The organism is Penaeicola halotolerans, assembly GCF_016464625.1.
GTDB lineage: Bacteria > Bacteroidota > Bacteroidia > Cytophagales > Cyclobacteriaceae > Penaeicola > Penaeicola halotolerans.
Genome location: NZ_JAEAGO010000002.1, coordinates 359978 through 386309, shown reverse-complemented (window position 1 = coordinate 386309; position 26332 = coordinate 359978). Strand labels below are relative to the sequence as shown.

The following is a 26332-nucleotide window of genomic DNA, read 5'->3' as shown; positions in this document are numbered from 1 at the left end:
TATCAATGGGCTTCTAACCAAGTGTTTCCTGTTCCTACCTCTACTTCTATTGGCACTTCAAGTTTGATCGCTTGAGACATGAGTATTGGGATTTTCTCTTTGAGTAGGTCCAATTCTTCTAGATGTGCATCAAAGACCAATTCATCATGTACCTGTAGGATCATACTGGATTTCAGCTTTTCTGTCTTCATCCAGTCATGTATGTGTATCATAGCCACTTTGATCATGTCTGCAGCACTTCCTTGGATCGGGGCATTGATGGCATTTCGCTCTGCAAAGCCTCTCATGGTCATGTTTCGTGAATTGATATCCTTCAAGTAGCGTCTTCTACCTAAGATCGTTTCTACATACTCGACTTCACGAGCCTGTTCTATGCAACTATCCATGTAGTCTTTGACTGCCTGAAACTCCTTGAAATAAGCGTCTATGATCTCTTTAGCCTCTGTTCGTGGTATATTGAGTCGCTGAGAAAGACCAAATGCAGATATCCCGTAAATGATACCAAAATTGGCTGTTTTGGCTTTTCTCCTCATATCAGAAGTGACCTCCTCTAATGGTACTTGGTAGATCTTACTCGCAGTAGTCGCATGGATGTCTCTGCCGTTTTTAAAGGCATCGATCATATCTTGATCCTTCGCAAAAGCAGCCATGATACGAAGCTCTATCTGCGAGTAATCTGCTGCTAGTAGCGTGTGCTTATCATCCTTAGGAACAAACGCTTTGCGAATCTCTCTGCCTCGTTCTGTACGGATCGGGATGTTCTGAAGGTTTGGATTGGTAGAGCTTAGTCGACCTGTTGCAGCTACGGTTTGATTATAAGAGGTATGTATGCGACCATCTTTTTTCGAAATCAACTCTGGAAGCGCATCTACATAGGTTGACTTCAACTTCTGTAACTGTCTAAAATCTAAAATAGCCTGCGCGATTTCGTGCTCTGCCGCCATCCTAGAGAGAATCTCCTCTCCCGTAGCATACTGTCCTGTTTTTGTCTTTTTAGCTTTTGGATCAAGTTTGAGTTTGTCAAAGAGTATCTCTCCAAGCTGCTTAGGCGAAGCAATGTTAAAATGCTCTCCTGCAAGCTCATAAATGCGCTTCTCGATCACCGCACTCTCTGTTTCTAGCTCTTTAGAAAGTTCTCCTAAGTTATCATTGTCTACCCTCACGCCCATGTATTCCATATCGGCTAATACTGGAATCAACTTCATCTCAACTTCTTCAAATAGCTTAGTCTGATTTGTCTCTCGGAGGATAGGGTCAAGCACTTGTTTGAGTTGAAAAGTGATGTCTGCATCTTCAGCCGCATATTCTGCGATCTCTGCAACTTCCACATCTCGCATATTGCCTTGATTCTTACCTTTTTTACCGATCAGCTCAGTGATCGATACAGGAGAGTAGTTGAGGTAATTCTCAGCTAATATATCCATGTTGTGTCTACTCTCGGGATCTATGAGGTAGTGTGCGACCATCGTGTCATAGATAGGAGCCTTCACTTCCATGTCATAGTTTTTCAATACCAGCATATCATACTTGATGTTCTGCGCTATCTTAAGAATTTGCTCATTTTCAAACACTGGTCTAAACTCTTCTAGGATAGCTTTTGACTCGGTTTGATCAGCTGGCATCGGCACATAATACGCTTCCTTTGCTTTGTATGAAAAAGATAAACCAACAAGCTCCGCCTCATAAGCATCAAGTGCTGTAGTCTCTGTGTCAAAGCAAAACTCTTTTTGCTTGAGCAGATAGCTAATTAGCATTTTTCTTTTGGCAGGGCTATCCATCACATAATAGTCATGCGCTACTGTATGGATGTTGTCTTTGCCAGTCGCTTGGACATCATAGGGCAAAGTCTCTTCGACTGCAGTCTCTTCTTCTTTGGCTGGAGCTGCGCTAAACATATCCAACTGATCCGGAGTCGCATTTTTCTTAGTAGATTTAACTACATCTTCACCAAAAACACGCTTAGAAAGTGTCCTGAATTCAAGCTCCTCAAATATTGCTTTGAGTTGATCCTCATTTGGTCCATCATAATGTAAAGCTGCCTCATCAAACTCCACAGGTACATTGATCTCTATGGTAGCCAGCTCTTTTGACAATAAGCCTTGAGGACCAAAGTTGACCACATTTTCCTTTTGTTTACCCTTCAAATCATCTGTATGCTGCAGGAGATTTTCTATGGTTCCGTATTCTTTAAGCAGTTTGACAGCAGTCTTTTCTCCGATGCCTGGGATACCTGGGATATTATCCACTGCATCTCCCATGAGCCCTAAGATGTCTCTCACCTGATCTACACTTTCGATGTCCCATTTGGCACAGACCTCCTTAGGCCCCATCACATCTACACCATTGCCCATGAATGCTGGCTTGTATAAAAATATGTGCTCCTCTACCAACTGCCCGTAATCCTTATCAGGCGTCATCATATAGACCTCAAAGTCAGCACGCGCAGCTTTTTTGGCAATCGTCCCGATGATGTCATCAGCTTCGTAGCCATCTAGTTCTATGCAGGGAATATTGTATGCCTTCACGATTTCCTTAACCCAAGGGATCGCTTTTTCTATATCTTCTGGCTGTTCTTGTCTATTTGCCTTATAAGTCTCAAACTGCTGATGTCTAAAAGTAGGCGCTTTGGTATCAAAAGCTACCGCGATATGGGTGGGGTTTTCCTTTTTGAGGACTTCAAGAAGTGTATTGGTAAAACCCATCATTACCCCTGTATTGAGACCTTTGGAGTTGATACGAGGATTTTTACTGAAGGCAAAGTGAGCACGGTAGATGAGTGCCATAGCATCCAGTAGAAACAGTTTTTTATCTTTTTTACTCATAACCTAAAGGTAAGTAAAATCTCCAATTGGGCTGATGATGGGAGCCAAATCTAGTCGTAAAAGTTCACTCTAGAACCGAAAAAACATAAAGTTTCTTAAAACGCTTTGTTCACATGAATGTTGTGTGAGGTTACCAAAAGTTTGAATTTATTATTTAAAGGCACTTTTTGGCATTGAACTTGGTAATGTCGATGTGTAAACCAAATCATTTATTTTTATGAACAAATTCAATCTAACCAAAAATGTTAGCCTTTTGGCTATCGCATCGCTTGTTACATTCTCAGCATGTAATGACGATGAAGTGAATGATCCAAATGCTAGTAGAGTAGCTGTGAAAGCGACTGCTGCCACTAGTTCTGCCCAAACGGCATCAGCAAATAGCCTTGTCATTAGCAATGGCTTTGATGTGACGACTTTTAATGTAAATGTCACTGATGTAGAGTTTGAGTATGAAGACGTCCTCATCAATGACCGTGTGACAGACCTAGAAATTGAACTTCGCGGACCATTCAATCTATCTCTTATCAGGTCTGGCGCAGCTCAAACTGTCGACCTAGGTATTGGCCAAACACCAAACGGTCGTCTAGAAGAAGTCGAGTTTGAAATCACTAGAACTACGGGAGTATCTAGCACAGACCCTATGTTAAACAAATCTATCTTAATCGAAGGAAACTTAGACGGGAGAATATTTTCTATCTGGACAGATGTATCTGAAGACTTTGAGATTGAAGAAGAAGATGGCGGTTATGTCTTAGAAGGTGATGCAGAGTTCATTCTCCAGTTTTATGTAGATCGTATGTTGGCAAATATTGATTTCTCAACAGCTACAGATGGTAATGATGATGGCATCATCGAAATAGGTCCAGGAAACATAGATGGCAATGGTGCACTTTATTCAATCTTCAGAAATCAACTCGAAGACGCAATCGAATTTGATGATGACGATGATGATGATGATGACGACAACGACTAAACATTCTTGTCCAAACATTTAAACCAAAAAAGGGGCAACTACCACAGTTACCCCTTTTTATTTTCTTCACTTCAAATTACTTCTTCTTTTTACTTACTTTTTTGGCCAGCTTCATCGCATCAAACGCATTGACCACAGCTCCTGTCTGACTCAAATCTGCAAATGGAACTTTCACGGATTCTTCTCCGGGAAGGATAACTTGCTCTTCGATTTTTCTTGCTGACTGTAGGATGATATCCTTAACTTCTGCCGCGGTGAGATTTGGATAATAAGACCTGATCAAAGCAGCCACTCCAGAAACAACAGGCGCTGCCATAGAAGTACCACTCAAGTTTTCATACTTAGAGCCTGGTACAGTGGAGTTGATCTCATAACCTGGCGCAAAAACATCTACTTGAGTCTTACCATAATTCGAAAAAGAGGCTGGAATGCGTTGATCTTCATGAATAGTACTAGCACCGATCTCAAGCCATACATTGGCATAGTCAGGCTTTTCTAAGACTTCGTCATTGGGGAAGTTATCCGTTACATCATTGTCTTTATTGTCATTACCAGCAGCATGTACGAGTAGTACATCCTTCTCTGCCGCATAAGCAATCGCCTCATCCACAACTGCCTTATTCCATGAGTAGGCTTTTCCGAAGCTCATATTGATCACTTTGGCGCCATTGTCCACTGCATAGCGGATGGCATTAGCTACGTCCTTGTCTCGCTCATCTCCATCAGGCACTGCTCTGATCACCATGATCTGTACATTTTGTGCCACTCCATTGATACCGATTTGGTTGTTGCGCTGTGCAGCGATGATGCCAGCTACGTGTGTACCATGTCTAGCATCTTCTCCGATCACATCGCTATTGCCATAGTATCGCTCGGTAGGATCATCATAGTCATCTCCTACGATCTCTCTCGGATCAAAGTCCAAATTGAGGTGATAATCTACCCTAGATGAAAAGTAATCTACCGCTTCTTTGAGCTCATCCATCAGGTCATTATAGCTAGCTTGATCTAGCGCAGAAGTCAATATTTGTTTCGCTTGAGCTTCTGCTTGGTTAGCTGCTTCTACAGCTGCAACATCCTCTTTGGTAGGTTCATCTTTCCCCATTTTCCCTTTGAGTGATACGAGGGCTTCATAGAGTGCTTTGTAAAAACCCGCCTGCGGAGCTAGTTCCTGACGCTCTTGCTCAAGCTCTTTCTTTAAGGCTTGATAGCGCTCATAGGTTTCTTGCTCTTGGGCTGTGAGAGCGCTCACACTTTTGCCTTCAAACTGCTCACTATATTTTCTTACAAGTCTCGTGAGCTCTAGATTATCATATTTGACATTGCCATTGGCCCCTCCGATGAAGTTCCAACCATAGACATCATCGATGTAGCCATTGCCATCATCGTCCTTACCATTACCAGCTATCTCGCCAGTATTGACCCAGATGATATTTTTTAGATCTTCATGGTGGATATCGATACCACTGTCTATGACTGCTACGATGATATCCTCTCCCGATTTTTTCTTGATGAGCTTCTGATAAGCTCGCTCCGTGCTGACCCCTAGTGCCTTGTCCTTTTTAGGATCTAAATTATACCAGTTGGCAGGATTGGCCTGCTGCGCAAAAGTGGAAATGCTAAGCGCTAAAAGTAGAATTAATGATAAAATGCTTCTTTTCATGTTCATAGGTCTTAATAAAAGAGATACTCTAGCTAATATTTAGTTACTCCAAAATACGAGTAAAATCGAAGAAATGATGAAGAATCAATAGAATAAGTCTACTAAAGACGATAAGTCACAAAATGTCTGACAATTACTGACAAACAATTGTCTGCTTCCGAAAATTATCCGTTAAATTAGGTCTATCAAATAAACACGATCATGATCGCACAGCAAAAAATTCTTCGCGTCTTCAAGCTCATCACCACACTCAAATCTGCCAATGGGAAAAGTGTCAAAAATATCGCACGTACCATAGATGCTACAGAGCGTACTGTGTACAGGTATTTCGAATTATTAGAGGAGCTTGGTTTTCAGGTGATCAAAACTGAGTTTGGACTATACAAGCTCCTAGACAGCGAAAGTGCTCCTATGGAGTATCTGCGCTTTACCGAAGAAGAGACAAGGCAACTCTCAGAGATGATACAGTCGATGGGAAGTAAAAGTGCCTTGAAAGACAGTCTTTTGAGAAAAATCAATATCAAATCAGAAAATACCCAACTTGCCTCTAATCTTTTTAAAGCGCACTTGAGTGTGATCGTCTCTAGACTATCTGATGCCATCAGGCTAGAGCAGCAAGTAGTACTCAAAGACTATCTGTCACTCAACAGTCAGCAAGTATCTGATAGACTTGTCGAACCAGTTGGTTTCTCAGAAAATTATGACAAAGTCCATGCATTCGAAGTAGCAAGCGGTACTACTAAAGTATTTAAAATAGAACGCATAGGAGACGTAGAGATCACTCCGCACCTTTGGAAGTTTCAAAAACTTCATGAAGTGCCAGAGAACAGCCTCTTTGGTTTTTCGGGAAAGTCTCGTTTTAAGGTAAAGCTACAACTGTCTCTCACAGCCTATACTTTACTCAAAGAGGAACATCCCAATGCGATGCCTTTTACTAAAAAAGACGAAAAGCAAAACTACTATTATCTCGAGGCAGCTCTTCCAGAATTGACTGGGATAGCTAGATTTATCTTAGGACTTATGGACGAAATCAAGGTTATAGAAGGAGATGAACTGATCTCTTTACTTCGCTTCAAGTTGTTAGAAGCGCAGTCCAAACTTCCTCTTGGTGGATAAAAAGTGGATAAGTATTTGAGCTTTGCACACTAAAAAGTGCTGATATACATTAACTTAGCTTTACTAAATAAAAACCCCAAATGACTGCTAAGTTTATATTGCTCATCTTGCTTACCTTGCTCTATGGCATGACCATACTTGGCAACTATCCAAACAGCTATTTGGATAGGATCAGAAAAAGGTTTGCCAATCCACAAGTAGCTGAAGTGAAAGTCAAGCATCACTTGAAGGAAGTCTTGTTTTATGCACTCTTTACAGGATACATTTTATCCTCTATTGTCTTAGTATTCTTCGCTTAGACCTCTCTATACCGAGCAGTCTCTATCTTCATTTTCTATAGTTGATTAAACCTTGGGTTACTAAATAGTATCCAAGGGTTATAAAATTTAAGATCATGAAGAAAAAAACCTTATTCCTAGCAATGGCACTCTTTGCTGTAGTCGCAGTCAATGCACAACAAAGAAGAGAAATGCCCCCTCCAGAAGAAACTGCCAAAAGAATGGCAGATAGACTTGAGAAAGTATTGGAACTTAGTGCTGAGCAAAAGCAACAAGTTGAGGAAGTTCAACTCAAAATAAGCAAAGAAAATCGCGAAGCCCTGAAGCAGTACAGACAAGCTAATAGAGAGGAGCTGATGAAAATCAGAGCCGAACAGCAACAAAAGTCTGACGAGGAAATGAAAAAAATACTGACACCAGATCAATACAAAAAGCTTGTTGAGATGCGTGAAAGACAACAAAATAATAGACCAAGGCGCGGAGGATCCCGTCAATAATCTTTTTTCAAAAGAACCTTCTAACCAAGGTTCTTTTGAAAACTTATTTGAAATCCAAGGCTTTTGGCACATCGTATGTATAAGAAAACATATATCAAAGAAGTGGTCATATGAAAAAGAAAGCCATTATACTTTTTATCGATAACTACCCATCTGGTAGAGATATGGATAAAATAAAAAGACAAATGCAGGCTTATGAGCTATCACAGCAACTAAACTTGCCGACTTTTATTTATTTTACTCATTTCCCAGATTATACTTTTGCTGGTATTCAAAACAGACTGAAAATTCAAGAGGGTAACTCATTTCATAAAAAGCTAGAGCACGCCTTTAAAAACTTGTTTTTCTTAGGCTACGACCAAGCCCTTTTTATAGATAGCCGCTATGCAGATATGACTGTAGAGGATGTCAAGCTAGCGTTCAACTCATTGGATGCCTATAAAGTGGTCATTGGAGCAACTGATACTGAAAAGATCTACTTATTTGGTCTCGCGCACTTCTTCGGTCAGTTGTTCAAAGAAAGCATGCATGCCAACCCTGTAGTCAGCATCCTACAAGCCACGGGGCAACTTGGGGTGAAGTATCACTTGCTAAAAGAGCTGACAGAGCCTCAAAATACTGTCAGACTCACGGATAAAGATGATCAAGAAGCAAAGTCGGTGAATTTTAAATAAGCTCAGTCAATACTGGGCTTTTTTCATCTCTATCTTGCTAGGATTAGAGTTTGCATTTTTATTGTATTTTTGTTTATGCTATCCAAAAAGACTAAATATGCTTTTCATGCTCTGATTTACTTGGCACAACACCAAGCACAAGGAGCAGTATTGATCCAAGAGATATCTGAAGCACATCAGATATCGCATAAATTTTTAGAAAACATCCTCTTAGAATTAAGAAAAGCGGGTTTTTTGGGTAGTAAAAAAGGAAAAGGTGGGGGATACTATCTCATCAAAAAGCCAGAAGAAATTCAACTATCAAAAATCATCCGATTGCTAGATGGCCCTATAGCCCTGCTTCCCTGTGTGAGTCTCAACTACTATGAACCTTGCGAAGAATGTAAAGAAGAGACACAGTGTGGACTAAATAAAGTAATGGCGCAAGTCAGAGATGAGACACTCAAAATCCTCGAAAACAAAAGTCTCGCAGATATCATAGAAGCTTACTGATCAAACAAATTTAAGATGATCACGTTTTTTCTCTAATTCCCTATAATATTGATAGGTTTTATATACTTTTGTAATTCAATGAAAACTATATGCTCCTAGATCAGACATTAAAAAGATGGTTTGAGAATAAAGAAGGCAAAGACAGTAATCTCAAAAGCCTTGCAAAATCCATTTCTTGGAGAATCTGTGGCACCATAGATACGATCGTCATCTCGTATTTGATCACTGGGCAGCTACATCTAGCAGTGTCTATCGGATCTATAGAGGTGGTGACTAAAATCATTTTGTACTATCTGCACGAGCGTGTGTGGGAAAAATTAGCTTAAAGTGATGGATTACAAAAAGCGACTCAGCGAACTATCAAAATACATCAAAGGAAATGATACCGTAGCAGATCTGAAGTATCTGATCAACGCATTTCCAGAGCAAGTGGTCTTCTCTACATCTCTAGGTCAAGAAGATCAGGCAATCACTGAAATCATCGCAAAAAACAAATTGGCTGTGAAGCTTTTCACCCTAGATACAGGCAGACTATTCAATGAAAGTTACGATTTATTAGAGAGGACTATTAGTAGATACAAAGTTGATATAGAGGTGCTCTTTCCCAACCAAGCGGATGTAGAGGAACTGGTCAAAAAACAGGGAATCAATGGATTTTATCACGGGATCGCGCAAAGAAAAGCTTGCTGCTTCACTAGAAAAGTAGTTCCTCTAAAAAGGGGGCTCAAAGGAAATGCGGTGTGGATCACTGGACTGAGGGCAGAGCAGAGCGAAAGCAGACAATCTCTCCAAGTAATTGAATGGGACGAAGCAAATCAGATCATCAAATACAACCCTCTGCTTCATTGGACTTACGAACAGCTACGAGCCTACATATCAGAAAACAGCATTCCTTACAATAAACTGCATGATGAGGGCTTTATCAGTATAGGCTGTGCACCATGTACTCGAGCGATCAGTCCTGGAGAGCCAGCCCGAGCAGGTCGCTGGTGGTGGGAAAGCTCACAAAAGGAATGTGGGCTTCATGCTTCTTGATGAAGCGTAATCAGACGAATACCTTCTACTGTCAGATTTTCATCTACCAAATCAAAACTAGAAGCCAGTGGCTGCAAGATAGATGATAGCCCCCCTGTAGCTATTACCTTAAGTTCTTCACTCAACTCCGCTTTTATTCGTTGGATCATCCCCTCCACTAAGCCTGTATAGCCATATAAAATCCCAGCTTGTATCGCATGAACAGTGTCTTTGCCGATAGCAGATTCAGGAAGTACTAGCGGAACTTCTGGCAGCTTAGAAGTATTACCAGAAAGTGCCTTGATAGCTGTTTTGAGTCCTGGAGCAATACTGACTCCTAGTACAGCACCACCTTCACTCACTACCGTAAAGGTCAAAGCCGTCCCAAAATCAATGATCAGACAAGCCTCTTTAAATTTAGCATATGCTGACATGACATTGCACATCAAGTCTGTCCCCATCTGCTGAGGATTAGGCGTGCTCACAGGTAGTTTCTCGTAACTATCAGGACCTACGAGGTGAGCTTGAATACCAAACAAATCCTTAGCTGTTTTGATCAGTGAATCTGTGATCTCAGGTACTACCGAACTAATCCCTACATAAGAAATATCGCTAACTTTAATCCCTTTTTCTAAAAAATAAAGTCTCAGCTGCATTTCTATTGCTGCTGTCTTTTTGAATGGTTTGGTTTCCATCCTATAGGTATAGACCCATTGTCCTTCTTTATAAAAGGAAAAAACCACATTAGAATTACCTGCATCAATAGCTAAAAACATGGATCAAAATTTTATAGAAGTGGCTAGTTTTAATAAAACGAGCCACTTTATTATTTGGCAAAAAGAGGAGGTTTAGCTTCATCAAAGATCGTTTGATCTTGATAGGCTTTAGCTACTCTAGCGATTTTCCCTTCTTCAAAGAGGTTTCCTATGATGGTAAATGAAGTTGGAGAGCCTTGATTATTATAGCCATTTGGCATCACCACGGCAGGATGGCCTGTCAAGTTAGTCACTAAGAGCTGACTTCCACCAAAGCTAGGTGTGATGATCGCATCATACTCTTTCATTAGCTCATTCATACGTTCTATGAGTATACTACGCATACGGTTAGCTTGGATGTACTCGACCGCTGGCACAAATCGAGCTGCTCTGAAGAAGTTTGGCCAAGCACCTTTATTTTGCATTTTGAGGAGGTCATCTTGGTTGCTTCTCGTCAGCTCATCAAAAGCAGCTCCTGCCTCAGCTGACAAAATCGTGATCAGAGGACTAGGATCAAAACCTACATCCATCTTCACAGGGATCAGTTCAACACCTAGCTTTTTGAATACTTCCAGAGCTGTAGAATCCTGTCTTTTACTCGCATATCTTCCTTCAAAATAATCTGAAAAATAGCCGATCTTCATTTTCTTAATATCCCAATTTGCATCATAATTGAGCGGGGCTGCGATAGTCGATGGGTCCAACTCATCTCGACCACTTATAGCATCGAGTACGATCGCACAGTCAAGGGCGTCTCTTCCTATAGGACCTATTTTGTCCATACTCCAGCTAAGTGCCATAGCACCGTACTTGCTCACTCGACCAAATGTAGGTCTGATACCTGTCACGCCATTGCGCGTAGAGGGAGACACTATGGAACCTAAAGTCTCAGTACCAATCGCAAATGGCACCAAGCCAGCAGATACCGCAGACGCAGAGCCTGCAGATGAACCACTACTTCCTTGTCTCAGATTCCATGGATTTCGAGTAGTCCCTCCATACCATTCATCTCCCATAGCTAGTGCTCCAAGTGTCAGCTTCACAACTAGGACTGCTCCAGCCTCATCTAGCTTTTGAACTACCGTAGCAGTACGGTCAATCACTTGGTCTTTGTAGGGAGCTGCGCCCCAAGTAGTCTTAGTACCTTTGACCGCCAGAAGGTCCTTGATACCATAAGGAATACCATGAAGTGGGCCTCTATATTTTCCTTGTTTGATCTCTTGATCTGCCTTTCTAGCTTGGGCGATGGCCTGATTTTCCATCAGCGTGATGACCGTCTCTAGCGTATCTCCATATCGTTTGATCCTATCGATATAGATACGCGTGAGTCTTTCAGAAGTGATTTGCTTATTTTTGATCAAAACAGCTAAGTCTGCAACCGGCATAAATGCGATGTCTACATCATTTGCAGGAAGGGTGACCTTTGACTTTAACCCCCAGTTGGTTGGCTTTTGAGGCTCTCGAGGTTGATACCCTATAGGCAAAGGATTAAATATCATAGCCGGAGCCACTTCATTGCCGATTTCATTTTTTCGAAGGTTCTCATAGTTTCTCAAGTGGCCATTCAGATTACCGATCATAGAGTCCCGCTCTGCAGGGGTAAACTCCAAGCCAATCAACTGCTCGGCCATAGCGATCACTTCTTGTGAAATCTCTGCCTTGCGCTGTCCAAAAGTGAAACCGAGCATAAAGATGGCAATCACGGCTATCCACTGCCATGTAAACATCTTGCTCATTATTTGCTTTAATTTAGTATTCATAGACACTACTTTTGTTAAATACAATTTCGGGATAAGTTAAGGATAAGCACAGATGCAAACAAACGAAAATATACCAGTATTCACGATGCCTATGAGAGGCATTTTACTCTTGGCAGGAATTTATAATTTGGCTTGGGGACTTTTCATTAAGTTCTTTCCTGAAGCTTTTTTCCAATGGATGATGATGGCCAAAGTAAACACGCCAAAAATCATCGAATGGCAGGGCATGGGAGTGATTTTCTTTGGAATACTTTATGTGTTTAGTGCTTTTTATCCGATCAGATCTTATCTAGTCATCGGTCTAGGGGCTGCCAGTAAAGTACTTGGAGCTGCTTGGTTTTTCTTCTTTGTGATCGATATGGAGTTGAACAAGCGCTTGATATTTCACCTTATCGCTAATGACCTGATTTGGTTTATCCCGCTTTTAGTGATCTTCTTAAGAGCCAAAAAAGTACGCAATCACCTCATCGAGACTGGACAATGGTAATAAAAAAGGCTGCCTTAGATAAGCAGCCTCTGTATGAATTAGGTGATTTGTTAATCTTCAGCTTTCCATTTGATCGTACACCCTATGGCTTTGGTGAAGTTTTGTCTTACTGACTTACCTGCCATGACATCTGTCATTGCCATCTCCACATATCTTTCTGTCGCCTTGCTAGCATCCTGATGATTATTATCGATGGCACCGATATAGGCGACCTTGTATCTATCGCGCTCTTTAGTCAAAAGAAAAACATGTGGTGTGCGTGTGGCACCATATGTCTTAGTGATCTCTTGTGTCTCATCTACTAGATAAGGGAAAGTAAAACCCTTTTCCTTAGCCCTGATCTTCATGTTTTCGAATGAGTCCTCTGGCTGAGCTTCTGGATCATTCGGATTGATCGCTACCACAGGATAGCCCATTGCTTTATACTTTTTATCAAGGGCTATGATTCTATCTTCGTACATCTTGGAGTATGGGCAGTGATTGCAAGTGAAGATCACTAAGTATCCTTTATTATTCGGATTATCAGCGAGCGAGACATATTTTCCATCGATGTTTTTTAGCTTAAAATCAGTAGCGTAGTCACCTACTTGGTACTGAGCCATCGCCATAGTTCCTACCATCAAAAAGGCTGTGATAAATGTAAATATCTTTTTCATAGCTTATGAATTTGAAAGTTTATCAATGATTTCCTGTAATTCAGTTTCTTTGAGCTCTCCTTCATGAAAGACTTTTTCTCCTGTCTTTTGATTGATAAAAAGAGAAGCTGGAATAGCCCCAGACCACTCTGGGCTTACTTTATCTATCCATTTATTATAATCAACTTCATCTAATAGATACACTTGAGATTGGATATTTCTCTTTGTAATAAAACCAGTCACTCGAGGATCCACATCTGAGGCATTGTCTAAGCTGATGAACACCACTTCTACTCCTTCTTGCGCATTGACTGCTTCGAATAGAGGCATCTCTGCTATACAAGGTCTACACCATGTCGCCCAAAAGTTGATCACACGAATCTGATCTCCCTCTGCTTGAATGAGCTGCTCCATTTTAGACCACTTGATGACAGGCACATCCTTCACTAAAGAGGTAGCACTCATCATCAACACCAAGAAGCCAAATACTAAAATACTATTGATCTTTTTCATAAGAATACATTACATGCTAATATACTCAATAAGTGTGCTAATGGTTTTCTTATGTCACTAAAAGCTATCACTCGATAGATATCACCACAGAAAATTTTACGAAATTTCAAAAATCCAAACAGAATTATTTTGGCTTTTTCTGACAAAAAAACGCCCATATACTACACAGAAGCAGATACTGATTGTACAAAAAATGAAAATTTAAAAATCAAGTCTATTTATCCACAAATCATCAAAGTTATCCACACAGAAAATTAATTTTAATATAACCATTTGATTTACAATTGTTTATTGATCAAAAAATATTTCAAAATTATGTTGATAAGTAAACCCACTTTTGAAAGTCTCTAATAAATCCTTTGGTTTTAAAGAAAAATAATAGCCTTTTCAAACAATTCTTTTGAAAATCCGTTAATCGCGATTATTTCTTATCAATCTTTTTCGATAAGCATTAAAAATACGGGACTTAGAGATGAAGCCTACATAGCGCTCATTTTCTAAAACAGGTAAGTTCCAAGCACCCGTTTGTTCAAACTTCGTCATGACCTCCTCCATGGATTCTGAAGTATATACAAAAGCAGGAGGACTGTGCATCAGGCTTTTCACAGCGGTCTCTTCTCTAAGCACCTCATCAAACATGATCTCCCTGATATCATCTAGCGTGATGATCCCTAGCAGTCGCTGCTCATCATCTACTACTGGAAATATATTACGTTTAGAGACTTTCACCAGCTGCGTCAGATCTGCCAGTTTAGCATCAGGATGTATGGTCAATAGATCCGTCTCTGTGATCTTACAAATGTCGATAAGTCCTAGCACCTCTTGATCTTTAGTCTCTGGTAGCTGCTGACCCTGCTCTACAAGCTGTCTTTTGTAGAGAGAGTACTTTTCGAAAGCTGAATAAGAGGTGAAAGAAATCGCTGAGACCAACATGAGCGGCACAAAAAGTTCGTAACCACCAGTCACCTCAGCTATCAGGAATATAGCGGACAATGGAGCGTGCTGCGTACAAGCCATCACACCACACATAGCCACTAATGTAAAGTGCCCTAAAGGTAGCTGAATGCCGAAATCCAGAAAGTTAAAAGTATAAGCAAACCAATATCCTGTAAATGCTCCTACAAACAAAGAAGGCGCAAACACACCACCACTTCCTCCACTACCTATAGTAAGCGCTGCTGCGATCGGCTTGAAGAAAATGATAAATAATAAGAAAACGATGATGAAGTAGGGGTTGTCCAATTCAGCAAAAAAGAGTGAATTGCTGAAAAGTAAATCTGGTCTATTTTCTATTAGGTTATTGATTGCGCCATAGCCCTCACCATACATAGGAGGCAGCACGAAAATGATCAAGCCAAGCCCAAGACCACCAAGTATGATTTTCTTTGTTTTACTTTTAAACTTTCCTAAAATCCCCTCTACACTAAGTACCACACGAGAAAAATACACCCCAATCAAACCAGTAGCCACACCAAGCATCACATAATAGGGCACTTGTTTTGCCTCAAAATCATCCGACAAGTTGAATTGAAAAAGGGCATCTTCTCCTAATAAAACCATGGATACCAATGAGCCCATCACAGAAGAAATCAGCAAGGGAATAAAGGCTGCTAGAGATACTTCAGCCAGCAGTACTTCAATGGCAAAAATCACTGCTCCAATAGGCGCATTAAAGATCGCAGAGATAGCACCTGCTGCACCGCAGCCGATCAGAAGGGTTCGTTTTTTATAGTTGAGGTGTGTCAGCTGTCCTACATTGGAGCCTATAGCTGAGCCTGTCACCACCACAGGAGCTTCAAGTCCCACAGATCCCCCAAAGCCTACAGTAAGGGCAGAAGTGATGATTCTAGAGTAAGTGCTCTTAGCAGGAATGATACTCGACTTCTTAGAAATCGTAAACAACAAGTCAGGAATCCCATGTCCTATAGTAGTCTTAAGCACATAATGAGCCACTACTGTAGTCAGAGCAATACCTATAGCAGGATAAGCCAAGTAAAAATAGTTTTCATACTGAATGTCAAAGCCCTCTACTAAAAAATGTTGGATCCCATGAACCGTTTGCTTGAGTAAAACAGCGGCTAAACCAGAGACTATACCTATCACACCCGCTAGTAACAAGATAAAGTTCTTATTGCTTAGGTGCTTTAACCTCCAAATCAGAAATCTAGTAAGTAGGTCTTGGTTTTTCAATCGTAGATAAAAAGTCTAAATGTATATTTTGTAAGGCTGCAAATTAACAGCTTCATTTTAAATTGTTTACAATTTTTTAGCCTTTTCCCAGTAAATATCCATCTCTGCCAGACTCATCTCACTAAGTTGCTTGCCTGCCTTAGCAGCCTCTTGCTCTAAATATTGAAATCGCTTGATAAATTTCAAGTTGGTACGCTCGAGCGCCTCTTCAGGATTGATATCGATAAATCGGGCATAATTAATCAATGAAAAAAGTAGGTCTCCAAACTCCCCGGCAGCTTTTTGTGAGTCGATAGCGCCTTCTGCCACATTAAATTCCGACTTGAACTCCTGCATCTCTTCTTCTACTTTTTCCCAGACTTGGTGCTTTTCCTCCCAGTCAAATCCTACCCCTCGAGCTTTTTCCTGTATTCTCATGGCTTTGATCAAGGCAGGAAGAGATTTGGGCACGCCACCCAGCACAGATTTATTTCCTTTTTCTTGTAGTTTGATCTTTTCCCAGTTTTGCTTGACGGCTTCTTCATCCTTGGCTTCTGTATCTCCGTAGATATGCGGATGCCTTCTGATGAGCTTATCACAAAGGCTATTGATCACTGACTCGATATCAAAGGCCTGTTGTTCGTCACCTATCTTAGCATAAAACACTATATGTAGTAGAATATCTCCCACCTCTTTTTTGATCTCCTCCAAATCTCCTTCTATGATCGCATCTGATAGCTCAAAAGTCTCCTCGATCGTCAAGTGTCTCAAACTCTCCATTGTCTGCTTGCGATCCCAAGGGCACTGCTCTCTGAGCTCATCCATGATGGTAAGCAATCTATCAAAGGCGGCTAATTGGGCTTGTCTTTTTGTGGTCTTCATTGGATTGTAGATTTGAGAAACTATTTGGAAAATATGGGCGTTTGCTAAGTAGATTGTAAATTTGTAGAAATTCACTCAATATGACAACTGTATTCATCACGATCGGATTCATCGCTTTGTTTTTCATCCTCATGTCTGTTAGACTGCTTTTTATCAAAGGAGGCGAGTTTAAAGGCACATGTGCTTCTCAAAGCCCGTTTCTCAACAAAGAAGGCGCTACTTGTGGGTTCTGTGGAAAAACAGTAACCGCTGGAGAAGCTTGCGGTAATCCTGATAATGAAGTAGATAAAGTGCTAGCTAAGTTTAAGTAAGCTTAAGCTTGTCTTGTCTTTCCAATACTTATCTATTCATTTTTGACATCAATTGTCGCTGTTTCAAGTTCCATATGACATATTTTTTTAACTTGGTTTGATGGAAAGTGAATCTACTGATCGATTAAAGTTAGCCGCAAAGTTCATCAACAACACTGCCTCTCCTATATTTCTCACGGGTAAGGCTGGTACTGGAAAGACTACTTTTCTCAGAAATCTCATCCATGAAACCCACAAGAGCTATCTAGTCGTAGCCCCCACGGGTATTGCTGCACTTCACGCCAAAGGAGTCACTATCCACTCTCAATTCTTGCTGCCACTTGGTAGTTTTTTGCCTACTTATGAGCCTGAGGGCAAGTTTTCTTCACAATCTGGCTGTTTCACTCAACATACCCTCGCACGCAAACATCCGCTCAATAATGTGCGCAAAAAAGTACTTAGAGCCATAGAGCTACTCGTCATAGATGAGGTGAGCATGCTCAGAGCAGATGTGCTAGATGCGATAGACTTTAGGCTTCGTACCGTCACTGGCAATAGAGAACCTTTCGGAGGCATACAAGTCCTTCTCATTGGTGATCTACACCAGCTTCCACCGATAGTCAGAGATCAAGAGTGGCATTTGCTCAGTCAGTTTTATAGCAGTATCCATTTCTTTGAGGCACACGCACTCAAAAAGACAGGCCTCGTCTACCTAGAACTAGACAAAATCTTCAGACAAAAAGATGAAGCCTTCATCCAAGTGCTCAATCACTTCAGGGACAATCAAGTCACCTCGGCAGATGTCAGCCTACTAAACAAGCAATTTAAAACTGCTGCTGAGATCAAAGACCTGCCACCTGCGATCACAATCACTACTCACAACTACAAAGCTGAAGAGAGAAACCATGTAGAACTGCAAGCACTTTCGGGCAAAGCCTACCATTACTCAGCAGACATAGATAGAGACTTTCCAGAATCCCTCTATCCGATACCTGAGCAACTCACACTCAAAGTGGGTGCACAAGTCATGTTTATCAAAAATGACAGCTCAGGTCAGTCAGAATACTTCAATGGGAAACTGGCTCAAGTCACCTCGCTGGATGATGAAGAAATCATCGTAAAAATGGCTGAAAGTGACGTACTCTATACATTGAAAAAAGAGCTTTGGGAAAATAAGAAGTACCTAGTAAATGATGACACCAAGGAACTAGAAGAAGAGGTAGTCGGTACTTTTTCGCATTATCCTATCAAGTTGGCTTGGGCAGTCACTGTGCACAAGAGCCAGGGACTCACTTTTGAGCGAGCGATTATCGATGTAGAGAGTGCCTTTGCCCCAGGTCAAGTATATGTAGCCCTGAGTAGGCTCAAAAGTCTCGAAGGACTAATCCTCAGCTCGCGCATCCGCCAAGAGGTGATCAACTCAGACCCTATGGTAGATAGATTTATCGATGAGATCGGTTCAGATAATGACCTAGAAGCACTTTTACCCATCCATGAAAAACAATATTTAGTTAAGCTCACTAGACAAACATTTGACCTGTCTGGAATTATCAAAGAGTTGCAAGACTTCATCCAAGCACATGATACTGGATTAGACTTTGAAGATGCTGAGATGCGATCTGCCATGCCGAATCTCCTACTGCAACTCCTAACAGAAACCGAAAACACTCAAAAGTATCAACAGCAGTTACTTCAGTTAGTCTTAGAAGAAAATAAAGATGCCCTCACCGATAGGCTGAGCAGGGGCAGTACATACTACAGTGATTTCCTAGAAAACCGACTCAAAGAACTCCTGCTTCACCGAGCGGAAGTTTCGAGATTTACAGGAACTAAAAAATACCAAGAGGGGCTACAAACACTAGAGCATGCACTGCTAAAAAAATACGAAGACATCACTAAAGTGAGTACCGTGATACAAGCCATCATGAATGGACATGGATATGAAAAACTCAAACTCATCCAAGCTAAAAAGCAGTCTCGCTATCAACAACTCCTCTCTGAAGCCAAAGAAATCGTCAGCCAAAATCCGAAGTTTGCCAAAAACAAGACTGGGAAAGTCAAGAAAGCTGGCAAACCGAGTCTTAAACGCGCTAAAGGAGAGACTTATGACATCACCTTCCAATTATTTGAAGAGGGTAGAAGCATAGAAGACATCGCCAAAGAAAGAGGCTTGGCGACTTCTACCATAGAGGGTCACATTGCCAGAGGTATTTCTTCGGGCCGGATCTCCATACATGGCTTGATGAATATGCGCTCTATAGAAGAAATAGAAAGAGCCTTCGGAAAAGATAACACCTCCGCTACCGTCATCGTAGAAAAACTCGAAAACCGCTACTCATACGCTCAAGTTCGCTGGGTGATGGCTCATCTTAGAAAAGATGAGTAGACTCTCTGGATCAACTTCTGCATTTTTAATTCTTTATGGCTAACTTGCCCATCTGAAAAATCAAAGGCTATGTGGGATCAATTTGATGACGACTGGGATGAGGCTGATGAGCGTGAATTTGACCAAAAAAGTGCTGAAATCTACGCCCACCCACTACACCAAAAAGCCAGTGAAATCTATGAATTGACACAGACGTTGGTAGAAACAATGAGTGATACCGATCGAAAAAGCTATGGACAGTTTATGCTAGAAGATGCACATCAACTAGCTTCTAAATTTGCTGTCGCTCATGCTGTGGATAACTACATCACCAAAGTAGAAAACGCTACGCTATTAAAACTTCATGCTAGAAAGCTTTTGGCGACCACCACACTCATAGGGCATCATGAGGTCAATCCAACAGACCACGTGCTGCTACTCAGAGAAGCCATTGAGGATTTGAGGCTGCTATTTGTAGATTGGATACAGGGCTTTAAACAAAGTAAAGCAACTACACCTCCAGATGGTTGGGGGCTATTTATATTAGGAGAAAAAGACGAAGATTGAATAATTAACAAATGGAAATCACAGGAAAAATCGTACAAATGCTACCTGAACAATCTGGTAGCGGCAGAAATGGAACTTGGAGAAAACAAGAAGTCATCCTTGAAACAGCTGGTCAATACCCAAAAAAGGTGTGCTTGGCCATCTGGGGAGACAAAATAGATCAGTTTGCAGTCAAGCCCAATGATGAGCTTACTGCCTCTATAGAAGTAGAAAGCAGAGAATACAATGGACGCTGGTACACAGATGTCAAAGTCTGGAAAGTAGCTCGAGGAAATGGCGGAGGTTCTAGTGCTCCAGCTCCTGCAGATCCATATCCTGCTGGGGAGACTTTTAGTAGCGATACTGATGATTTGCCTTTCTGATATATCATATAGACCCTGACGTACATAGTCAGGGTCTTTTTTTAATTTAACTTTTTCATACTCACAAGTACATCTGCAACCCTCATTGTTGATCACTGCCGTTCAGCACATTTTTGATGCATTCTTATTTACAATTGCTTAATTTCCATCAAGAATAAACTCTAATCGAACCATGAAAAAAATAACTTACCGTATCAATCGCTTTACGCTGAGTCTATTGGTCATTTGCACGATGGGAGCAGGGAGTCTATCAGCTCAAGACAACCTCACCTATCAGAAGCCTCCAAAGGCTATCGCTGACCTAGTCGAAGCCCCAAATACTCCTTCTGTCAACTTCGATAGCAAAGGGGAGTGGATGCTCCTCCAAGAGCGTCCAGGCTATGGCAGCATCGAAGAACTCGCACAGCCAGAGCTTAGAATAGGCGGACTTAGACTCAATCCTGCTACCAATGGCCCAAGTAGAGCAGGCGGTGCCTCAGGACTTAAATTCAAAAAAGTAGTTGGTGGAGAAGAATATGCCGTAACTGGACTCCCTGCCAATGCACGCATCAGCAGCGTGAGATGGTCTAATAAAGAAGATAAAGTAGCTTTCTTAAACACTACTGCCACAGGCATCAGCCTTTGGGTAGTGGATGTCGCTACCAGACAAGCTAAAAAACTCACAGATGAAATCATCAACGACACTTATGGGTCAGCCTTTACTTGGCTAGCAGATGACAGTGCGCTGCTTATCTCAGCCGTCAAGCCTGGAAGAGGTCCTGCTCCAAAAGAACCCCTTGCTCCAAAAGGTCCAATCATCCAAGCAACTTCTGGTGATGCGGCACCTTCTAGAACTTACCAAGATCTTTTGAAAAACCCTTATGATGAACAGCTACTCGAGTACTACATGACTAGCCAACTCATGACTGTTGACCTCAATGGAAGCACAAAAGCACTCGGTAAAGCTGGTGTGATCAAGAGCTACAGCCTATCTCCTGATGGTAAATACCTGATGGTCTCTATGGTAGAAAAGCCTTACTCTTATCTAGTTCCTGTCAGCAGATTCCCTTCTAAAATAGAAATCTGGGATGCTACAACTGGCAACGTGGTGAAAGAGCTTGCTAAACTTCCATTAGATGAAAACAGGCCTACTGGCTTTGATGCCACAGTAGACGTACCAAGAAGCCACGGCTGGAGAGCTGATGCCGATGCTACACTTTATTGGGTGGAAGCACAAGATGGCGGTGATCCACGCAAAGAAGTAGCCGAAAGAGATGTGGTCTTTACACTAAGTGCTCCTTTTACTGGTCAGAAACAAAAGCTGGTAGGTACTGCCTATCGCTATGGAGGTATCGCATGGAGTGATGACAACTTTGCTATCATCAATGAAAGATGGACAGCCTCTCAGACAGAAAGAAGATCAATCTTTAACCCGTCTAATCCAAACGCTGCAAAAACTGTCTTGATCGAAAGGTCATATAATGACACATACAATGATCCGGGAAGCCCTGTTTATACAAGAAATGAAAAGGGTAGAAGTGTCCTTTTGAGAGAGAAAGACAATCTCTTCATGATCAGCCAAGGAGGTTCTCCAGAGGGCAATATGCCTTTTATCGCTACTTTCAATACTAAAACTAAGAAGCAGACGATTCTTTGGAGATGTGAAGCGCCATACTATGAGCGTCCTGTAGAGGTGCTTTCTAAAGATGGCAAAATGATCATCACTCTGAGAGAAAGTGAAAAAGATCAGCCAAACTACTTCATGAGAGACCTCAAGAAAAAGTCGATGACGCAAGTCACTAACTTTGCTCACCCATATGAGTCCCTCAAAAATATCAATAAGCAACTAGTAACTTATAAGCGTAAGGATGGACTCAACTTATCTGCTGTAGTCTATACTCCTGCAGGATACGACCCCGCCAAAGACGGTAGACTACCTGTCGTGATGTGGGCATATCCACGTGAGTACCGCTCTGCTGATGTCGCAGCGCAAGTGAGAGGCTCTAAGTATGAGTTTACTCGTCTCAACTGGGGTTCTCCTCTCTATTGGGTGACGCAGGGTTATGCCATCATGGACAGAACGGAGTTCCCGATAGTCGGTGAAGGCGAAACACTTCCAAATGACCTGTTCGTAGAGCAACTGGTAGCTAATGCTGAAGCAGCTATAGACTTCATCGTAGAAGCAGGTATCGGAGATAGAAACAGAGTAGCGGTAGGAGGTCACTCATATGGAGCCTTCATGACTGCCAATCTTTTGACACATTCTGACCTCTTCGCAGCAGGTATCGCTAGAAGTGGTGCTTACAACAGAACGCTAACGCCTTTTGGCTTCCAAGCTGAGGAGCGTACTTTCTGGGAAGCTCCAGAAATCTATGGAGCCATGTCTCCTTTCTTCCATGCAGATAAGATGAAGCATCCGCTTCTCCTTATTCATGGTGAGGCTGACAACAACTCGGGTACTTTCCCTATCCAAAGTGAGCGCTACTACAATGCCCTCAAGGGTCATGGTGCTACAACTAGACTGGTATTTTTACCACATGAGAGTCATGGATATGCCGCCATGGAGTCTATCCTCCACACACTATGGGAGCAAGACCAGTGGCTAGATAAACACGTAAAAAATAAGCAGTAAAATACAAGAGCCTCGCTGAATGATCAGCGAGGCTCAATTTTTAAAGAGAAATACTTTTTAATTTTCTCTAAGCTGTTTCAAATTTTGCAAGCCCTCGTCAAGATCTGGACCGAGCATATCTTCCATAGACATAAAGAGACTCATCAGATTATACGGTCTAGGCATATTGCCATAAATTCCCCAAGCTACTTTTGTTTGATTTTCACTTACTGATGAAAGCTTCAAATAAGCTTTATCTGTTGACTCAAATGGCTCTACAAAGCGAAGCTCATAATCAATCCTCTCTCCAGCTTGAATCCCAATAATTTCTTGTTCCCCCTTGCCTACATTAGGATCTTCACTCTCCCAGCCTACCATGAAGCCTATCTGACCATCAGTACCCGCTTCAGTTCTCTTCATATTGGGATCCATTTTATCCCACTTACTGAATGCTGATTGATTTTTAAGCAAAACCAAATAATCAAAAAGCGCCTCTCTGGGCTCATCGATGACTATCTCTCTTTCTACTTGATAAGAGGTAGTCACCACATAGCTAGCTGCAATTACTATCAGTAAAAGGCTTAGCAACACGATCAAAATCTTTTTTAGTACTTTCATTTGTCTTGGTTTAGTGGATGATAGTGGAAGCCCTAATTTAATCTATTATTCATATATTTTCACTAAAGCAGCTGAAAATCAGCGCATAACAAAAAAAGAGGTGTCACTTAAATGCTATAGAGGGGCTTAATCAAAAAAATAAAGGCTGCTCTATCTTCACTAAAGCAGCCTTTTTGATAATATCACAGCAATAGACTATGCCATCACATACTGCTCTTTGAGCTTTTCTAGCACATAGTCTATCTCTTCTATCTTATTGTTTCGTGAAAAAGAAAATCTCACAGCCGCTCGCTCAGGCTGATGTCCTAGTGCCCTCAAAACATGAGACCCTACAGTCGCACCACTGCTACAGGCGCTTCCACCTGACGCTGAAATACCCGCCAAATCCAAATTGAAGAGTAACATGCCGCTATCCTCTGACGGAGGAAAGCTTACATTCAGCACCGTATAAAGGCTCTTTTGGAGATCTCCAGAAAGCCCATTAAAAGTCACACCAGGCACGATCTCTCGTAGGCGATTGATCATATGCTGCTTAAGAGACTCCACGTGTGCTTGATGAGCAGACATGTCTTCATAGGCCAACTCTAATGCCTTAGCAAGTCCAATGATGCCATAGACATTCTCCGTTCCTCCACGCATGTTGCGCTCCTGCGAACCACCATGTATGAAAGGATGTATTTTTTTATCTTTTCTGATATAGAGAAATCCTGTGCCTTTTGGCCCATGAAACTTATGTCCTGCGCCCACGATCGCATCTACAGGTAGTTGCTTTAGGTCATGCACATAATGTCCCATCGTCTGTACGGTATCAGAATGAAAATAAGCATCATAGCGACTACAGATCTCACCGATTTTCTGAAGGTCATTCAGATTACCGATCTCATTGTTCGCATGCATGAGGGAAACGAGTGTTTTGTCATTCGTCTTGAGCAATTGTTCCAAATGAGCTAGGTCAATTTCCCCTTTCTCATTGATCTCTACTAGACTCAACTTGACCTTACCGATCTTAGCCAAGTGCTCTAAAGTATGTAAAACCGCATGATGCTCAAGAGGTGAAGTGATCGCATGCTTGATGTCATAAGTATCTATACTACAGACAATAGCCGTATTATCCGCTTCAGTACCTCCTGAGGTGAAGAATATCTCACCTGGAGTTACATTGAGTAGTTCGGCTACTTTTTTACGAGCGCGCTCCAGACCAGTGCGCACTTCTCTACCATGTCCGTGTACTGAAGATGGATTGCCATAGTGATCCCTCATATAAGGAATCATCGCCTCGATGACACGCTCATCGATGGGAGTTGTTGCTGCATTGTCTAGATATACTCTCATTGTTGTTTGTTTTGATTCCTGCCCAAAGGAGGTTATCCCTTTGAGCATTATTGTTTAAGTATCATTGAGAAATGATCTCCTTGATATCCTGAATGATCTTATTAGCTAAATAATCTGCTGTAGCCTCTGTCTCTGATTCTGAATAAATCCTGATGATTGGCTCAGTATTAGACTTTCTGAGATGTACCCACTCTTTATCAAACTCTATCTTCACTCCATCAATGTCATTGATTGGCTGCTTGGCATATTTCTTTTTGATCTTTAAAAGAATATCATCCACATCAATGCTAGGCGTAAGCTCGATCTTATTTTTAGAAATATGGTAATTAGGGTAAGACGCTCTCAACATGGATACGCGCTTGCCATACTTAGCCAGGTGTGTCAAGAAAAGCGCAATACCCACCAAAGCATCTCTACCATAGTGAGACTCAGGATAGATCACGCCTCCATTACCTTCTCCTCCGATGATGGCATTAGTCTCCTTCATTTTGTTGACCACATTTACCTCTCCAACAGCCGCTGCTTCATAGTTTCCGCCATGTTTTAGGGTGACATCTTTGAGTGCTCGGGTAGAAGACAAGTTAGAGACGGTATTACCTTTAGTATGCTGAAGTACATAGTCAGCTACTGCTACTAGTGTGTATTCTTCGCCAAAAGGTGTCCCGTCCTCAGACAGCAAGGCCAATCTGTCTACATCTGGATCTACTACGATTCCAAGGTCATATTTACCTTGCTCGAGTACTTTAGAGATCTCTCTGAGGTTCTCAGGTAGTGGCTCAGGATTGTGTGGAAAATGCCCATCAGGCTTACAGTATAGCTCTTTCACATCTGTGACGCCAAGTGCTTTGAGTAGCATGGGAAGTACGATACCTCCCGTGGAGTTGACACAGTCTATCACTACACGAAAGTTTTTAGCACGGATCGCCTCTACATCTACGAGTGGTAGTGCCAGTACTTTTTCAATATGCTTTTCAAAATAGCCATCAAGTCGCTGATAGCTTCCTAGCTTTTTCACCTCTACAAAATCAAAGGCTTCTCTTTCTGCAATCTCCAAAATAGCTTTTCCCTCTGCATCTGAGATAAACTCTCCTTTGCTATTGAGTAGCTTGAGCGCATTCCACTGAATAGGGTTATGACTAGCTGTGAGGATGATTCCTCCACCAGCATTTTCCTCAGGAACTGCGATCTCTACAGTAGGCGTAGTGGATAAGTCTAGGTCGATCACATCGATACCAAGTCCTTGTAGTGTACCTGCCACCAATTTAGAGACCATCTCACCCGAGATACGGGCATCTCTTCCGATGACTATTCTATGATTGTTCGAATTTTGCTTGATCCAAGTACCGTAAGCAGCGGTAAATTTCACCACATCTAGTGGAGTCAATGCATCACCCACTTTTCCTCCGATGGTACCTCTGATGCCTGATATTGATTTGATTAAAGTCACTTGCTTCTAAATTTTATTGTCGGCAAATGTA

At 41.7% G+C, this 26332-nt stretch carries 25 protein-coding genes; 14 read left to right on the top strand and 11 right to left on the bottom strand.

The genetic code is table 11. The annotated features are described in order from the left end of the window. Nucleotides 1–2: 2 nt before the first annotated feature. Complete coding sequence (polA, locus tag I5349_RS05980) at nt 3–2822, bottom strand: DNA polymerase I (RefSeq protein ID WP_226389833.1); 2820 nt, start codon at nt 2820–2822, stop codon at nt 3–5. A 217-nt stretch (nt 2823–3039) separates the two neighbouring features. On the opposite strand from polA, the gene I5349_RS05975 reads away from it, so the two are divergent. Continuing rightward, on the top strand, nt 3040–3795 hold the full coding sequence (locus I5349_RS05975; RefSeq protein WP_226389832.1) for a hypothetical protein: 756 nt from the start codon (nt 3040–3042) through the stop codon (nt 3793–3795). 76 nt (nt 3796–3871) lie between these two features. Here I5349_RS05975 and I5349_RS05970 read toward each other — a convergent pair whose 3' ends face one another. Then, complete coding sequence (locus I5349_RS05970) at nt 3872–5458, bottom strand: S8 family peptidase (protein ID WP_226389831.1); 1587 nt, start codon at nt 5456–5458, stop codon at nt 3872–3874. A 201-nt stretch (nt 5459–5659) separates the two neighbouring features. On the opposite strand from I5349_RS05970, the gene I5349_RS05965 reads away from it, so the two are divergent. From I5349_RS05965 to I5349_RS05935, 7 genes are all read left to right on the top strand, one after another. Next, nucleotides 5660–6574: a helix-turn-helix transcriptional regulator gene (locus I5349_RS05965; protein WP_226389830.1), complete on the top strand. Its 915-nt coding sequence runs from the start codon at nt 5660–5662 to the stop codon at nt 6572–6574. An 80-nt stretch (nt 6575–6654) separates the two neighbouring features. Beyond that, nucleotides 6655–6873: a hypothetical protein gene (locus tag I5349_RS05960; RefSeq protein ID WP_226389829.1), complete on the top strand. Its 219-nt coding sequence runs from the start codon at nt 6655–6657 to the stop codon at nt 6871–6873. A 95-nt stretch (nt 6874–6968) separates the two neighbouring features. Beyond that, complete coding sequence (locus I5349_RS05955; RefSeq protein WP_226389828.1) at nt 6969–7349, top strand: DUF4890 domain-containing protein; 381 nt, start codon at nt 6969–6971, stop codon at nt 7347–7349. 110 nt (nt 7350–7459) lie between these two features. Beyond that, nucleotides 7460–8023, top strand: a complete 564-nt coding sequence (locus tag I5349_RS05950) for a DUF2064 domain-containing protein (protein ID WP_226389827.1) — start codon at nt 7460–7462, stop codon at nt 8021–8023. Between the two features lie 75 nt (nt 8024–8098). Then, entirely contained in the window at nt 8099–8515 is a 417-nt protein-coding gene (locus tag I5349_RS05945) for an RrF2 family transcriptional regulator (protein ID WP_226389826.1), read from the top strand. Between the two features lie 89 nt (nt 8516–8604). Then, entirely contained in the window at nt 8605–8841 is a 237-nt protein-coding gene (locus tag I5349_RS05940) for a DUF2061 domain-containing protein (protein WP_226389825.1), read from the top strand. A gap of 4 nt (nt 8842–8845) precedes the next feature. Further along, nucleotides 8846–9550, top strand: coding sequence for a phosphoadenylyl-sulfate reductase (locus I5349_RS05935; RefSeq protein WP_226389824.1), 705 nt, complete (start codon nt 8846–8848; stop codon nt 9548–9550). Here I5349_RS05935 and I5349_RS05930 read toward each other — a convergent pair. Both I5349_RS05930 and I5349_RS05925 read right to left on the bottom strand, forming a co-directional pair. Beyond that, nucleotides 9538–10305, bottom strand: a complete 768-nt coding sequence (locus I5349_RS05930; RefSeq protein ID WP_226389823.1) for a type III pantothenate kinase — start codon at nt 10303–10305, stop codon at nt 9538–9540. The genes I5349_RS05935 and I5349_RS05930 overlap by 13 nt on opposite strands. 50 nt (nt 10306–10355) lie before the next feature. After that, a complete protein-coding gene (locus I5349_RS05925) occupies nt 10356–12044 on the bottom strand; it encodes an amidase (protein ID WP_317194231.1) in 1689 nt (562 codons plus the stop codon). Between the two features lie 52 nt (nt 12045–12096). Here I5349_RS05925 and I5349_RS05920 point away from each other — a divergent pair, with 52 nt between their 5' ends. Continuing rightward, nucleotides 12097–12531 (top strand): hypothetical protein, encoded by a 435-nt coding sequence (locus I5349_RS05920; protein WP_226389822.1) that lies wholly within the window; start codon nt 12097–12099, stop codon nt 12529–12531. Nucleotides 12532–12581: 50 nt separating this feature from the next. Here the strand turns inward: I5349_RS05920 and I5349_RS05915 are convergent, their stop codons facing one another. From I5349_RS05915 to mazG, 4 genes are all read right to left on the bottom strand, one after another. Next, nucleotides 12582–13187, bottom strand: coding sequence for a thioredoxin family protein (locus I5349_RS05915; protein WP_226389821.1), 606 nt, complete (start codon nt 13185–13187; stop codon nt 12582–12584). Nucleotides 13188–13190: 3 nt separating this feature from the next. Then, nucleotides 13191–13679, bottom strand: a complete 489-nt coding sequence (locus I5349_RS05910; protein ID WP_226389820.1) for a TlpA family protein disulfide reductase — start codon at nt 13677–13679, stop codon at nt 13191–13193. A gap of 411 nt (nt 13680–14090) precedes the next feature. After that, nucleotides 14091–15869, bottom strand: coding sequence for a chloride channel protein (locus tag I5349_RS05905; RefSeq protein ID WP_226389819.1), 1779 nt, complete (start codon nt 15867–15869; stop codon nt 14091–14093). A gap of 66 nt (nt 15870–15935) precedes the next feature. Continuing rightward, entirely contained in the window at nt 15936–16730 is a 795-nt protein-coding gene (gene mazG, locus I5349_RS05900) for a nucleoside triphosphate pyrophosphohydrolase (protein WP_226389818.1), read from the bottom strand. 80 nt (nt 16731–16810) lie between these two features. Here mazG and I5349_RS05895 point away from each other — a divergent pair, with 80 nt between their 5' ends. The 5 genes from I5349_RS05895 (at nt 16811) to I5349_RS05875 (ending at nt 22925) form a co-directional block, all read left to right on the top strand. Next, nucleotides 16811–17041 carry a hypothetical protein gene (locus tag I5349_RS05895; RefSeq protein WP_226389817.1) on the top strand — a complete coding sequence of 77 codons (231 nt, stop codon included), beginning with the start codon at nt 16811–16813 and terminating at the stop codon, nt 17039–17041. A 100-nt stretch (nt 17042–17141) separates the two neighbouring features. Beyond that, on the top strand, nt 17142–19406 hold the full coding sequence (locus tag I5349_RS05890) for a helix-turn-helix domain-containing protein (protein WP_226389816.1): 2265 nt from the start codon (nt 17142–17144) through the stop codon (nt 19404–19406). 69 nt (nt 19407–19475) lie between these two features. Then, the gene (locus tag I5349_RS05885; RefSeq protein WP_226389815.1) at nt 19476–19952 is read left to right on the top strand and encodes a hypothetical protein; all 477 of its coding nucleotides are present in this window, start codon (nt 19476–19478) and stop codon (nt 19950–19952) included. Between the two features lie 11 nt (nt 19953–19963). Continuing rightward, a complete protein-coding gene (locus I5349_RS05880; protein ID WP_226389814.1) occupies nt 19964–20314 on the top strand; it encodes a DUF3127 domain-containing protein in 351 nt (116 codons plus the stop codon). A gap of 172 nt (nt 20315–20486) precedes the next feature. Further along, the gene (locus I5349_RS05875) at nt 20487–22925 is read left to right on the top strand and encodes a S9 family peptidase (protein WP_438865891.1); all 2439 of its coding nucleotides are present in this window, start codon (nt 20487–20489) and stop codon (nt 22923–22925) included. A gap of 57 nt (nt 22926–22982) precedes the next feature. Here I5349_RS05875 and I5349_RS05870 read toward each other — a convergent pair whose 3' ends face one another. From I5349_RS05870 to glmM, 3 genes are all read right to left on the bottom strand, one after another. Continuing rightward, on the bottom strand, nt 22983–23522 hold the full coding sequence (locus tag I5349_RS05870) for an SRPBCC family protein (protein WP_226389813.1): 540 nt from the start codon (nt 23520–23522) through the stop codon (nt 22983–22985). Between the two features lie 195 nt (nt 23523–23717). After that, the gene (locus tag I5349_RS05865) at nt 23718–24854 is read right to left on the bottom strand and encodes a cysteine desulfurase family protein (protein ID WP_226389812.1); all 1137 of its coding nucleotides are present in this window, start codon (nt 24852–24854) and stop codon (nt 23718–23720) included. Nucleotides 24855–24915: 61 nt separating this feature from the next. Continuing rightward, nucleotides 24916–26301 (bottom strand): phosphoglucosamine mutase, encoded by a 1386-nt coding sequence (gene glmM / locus I5349_RS05860; RefSeq protein ID WP_226389811.1) that lies wholly within the window; start codon nt 26299–26301, stop codon nt 24916–24918. Between the last annotated feature and the right edge of the window lie 31 nt (nt 26302–26332).

What these genes read in the sequence shown, in the direction of transcription:
- polA (WP_226389833.1), bottom strand. Translation starts at nt 2,822, where the DNA reads ATGAGTAAAAAAGATAAAAAACTGTTTCTACTGGATGCTATGGCACTC.
- I5349_RS05975 (WP_226389832.1), top strand. Translation starts at nt 3,040, where the DNA reads ATGAACAAATTCAATCTAACCAAAAATGTTAGCCTTTTGGCTATCGCA.
- I5349_RS05970 (WP_226389831.1), bottom strand. Translation starts at nt 5,458, where the DNA reads ATGAAAAGAAGCATTTTATCATTAATTCTACTTTTAGCGCTTAGCATT.
- I5349_RS05965 (WP_226389830.1), top strand. Translation starts at nt 5,660, where the DNA reads ATGATCGCACAGCAAAAAATTCTTCGCGTCTTCAAGCTCATCACCACA.
- I5349_RS05960 (WP_226389829.1), top strand. Translation starts at nt 6,655, where the DNA reads ATGACTGCTAAGTTTATATTGCTCATCTTGCTTACCTTGCTCTATGGC.
- I5349_RS05955 (WP_226389828.1), top strand. Translation starts at nt 6,969, where the DNA reads ATGAAGAAAAAAACCTTATTCCTAGCAATGGCACTCTTTGCTGTAGTC.
- I5349_RS05950 (WP_226389827.1), top strand. Translation starts at nt 7,460, where the DNA reads ATGAAAAAGAAAGCCATTATACTTTTTATCGATAACTACCCATCTGGT.
- I5349_RS05945 (WP_226389826.1), top strand. Translation starts at nt 8,099, where the DNA reads ATGCTATCCAAAAAGACTAAATATGCTTTTCATGCTCTGATTTACTTG.
- I5349_RS05940 (WP_226389825.1), top strand. Translation starts at nt 8,605, where the DNA reads ATGCTCCTAGATCAGACATTAAAAAGATGGTTTGAGAATAAAGAAGGC.
- I5349_RS05935 (WP_226389824.1), top strand. Translation starts at nt 8,846, where the DNA reads ATGGATTACAAAAAGCGACTCAGCGAACTATCAAAATACATCAAAGGA.
- I5349_RS05930 (WP_226389823.1), bottom strand. Translation starts at nt 10,305, where the DNA reads ATGTTTTTAGCTATTGATGCAGGTAATTCTAATGTGGTTTTTTCCTTT.
- I5349_RS05925 (WP_317194231.1), bottom strand. Translation starts at nt 12,044, where the DNA reads ATGAATACTAAATTAAAGCAAATAATGAGCAAGATGTTTACATGGCAG.
- I5349_RS05920 (WP_226389822.1), top strand. Translation starts at nt 12,097, where the DNA reads ATGCAAACAAACGAAAATATACCAGTATTCACGATGCCTATGAGAGGC.
- I5349_RS05915 (WP_226389821.1), bottom strand. Translation starts at nt 13,187, where the DNA reads ATGAAAAAGATATTTACATTTATCACAGCCTTTTTGATGGTAGGAACT.
- I5349_RS05910 (WP_226389820.1), bottom strand. Translation starts at nt 13,679, where the DNA reads ATGAAAAAGATCAATAGTATTTTAGTATTTGGCTTCTTGGTGTTGATG.
- mazG (WP_226389818.1), bottom strand. Translation starts at nt 16,730, where the DNA reads ATGAAGACCACAAAAAGACAAGCCCAATTAGCCGCCTTTGATAGATTG.
- I5349_RS05895 (WP_226389817.1), top strand. Translation starts at nt 16,811, where the DNA reads ATGACAACTGTATTCATCACGATCGGATTCATCGCTTTGTTTTTCATC.
- I5349_RS05890 (WP_226389816.1), top strand. Translation starts at nt 17,142, where the DNA reads ATGGAAAGTGAATCTACTGATCGATTAAAGTTAGCCGCAAAGTTCATC.
- I5349_RS05885 (WP_226389815.1), top strand. Translation starts at nt 19,476, where the DNA reads ATGTGGGATCAATTTGATGACGACTGGGATGAGGCTGATGAGCGTGAA.
- I5349_RS05880 (WP_226389814.1), top strand. Translation starts at nt 19,964, where the DNA reads ATGGAAATCACAGGAAAAATCGTACAAATGCTACCTGAACAATCTGGT.
- I5349_RS05875 (WP_438865891.1), top strand. Translation starts at nt 20,487, where the DNA reads ATGAAAAAAATAACTTACCGTATCAATCGCTTTACGCTGAGTCTATTG.
- I5349_RS05870 (WP_226389813.1), bottom strand. Translation starts at nt 23,522, where the DNA reads ATGAAAGTACTAAAAAAGATTTTGATCGTGTTGCTAAGCCTTTTACTG.
- I5349_RS05865 (WP_226389812.1), bottom strand. Translation starts at nt 24,854, where the DNA reads ATGAGAGTATATCTAGACAATGCAGCAACAACTCCCATCGATGAGCGT.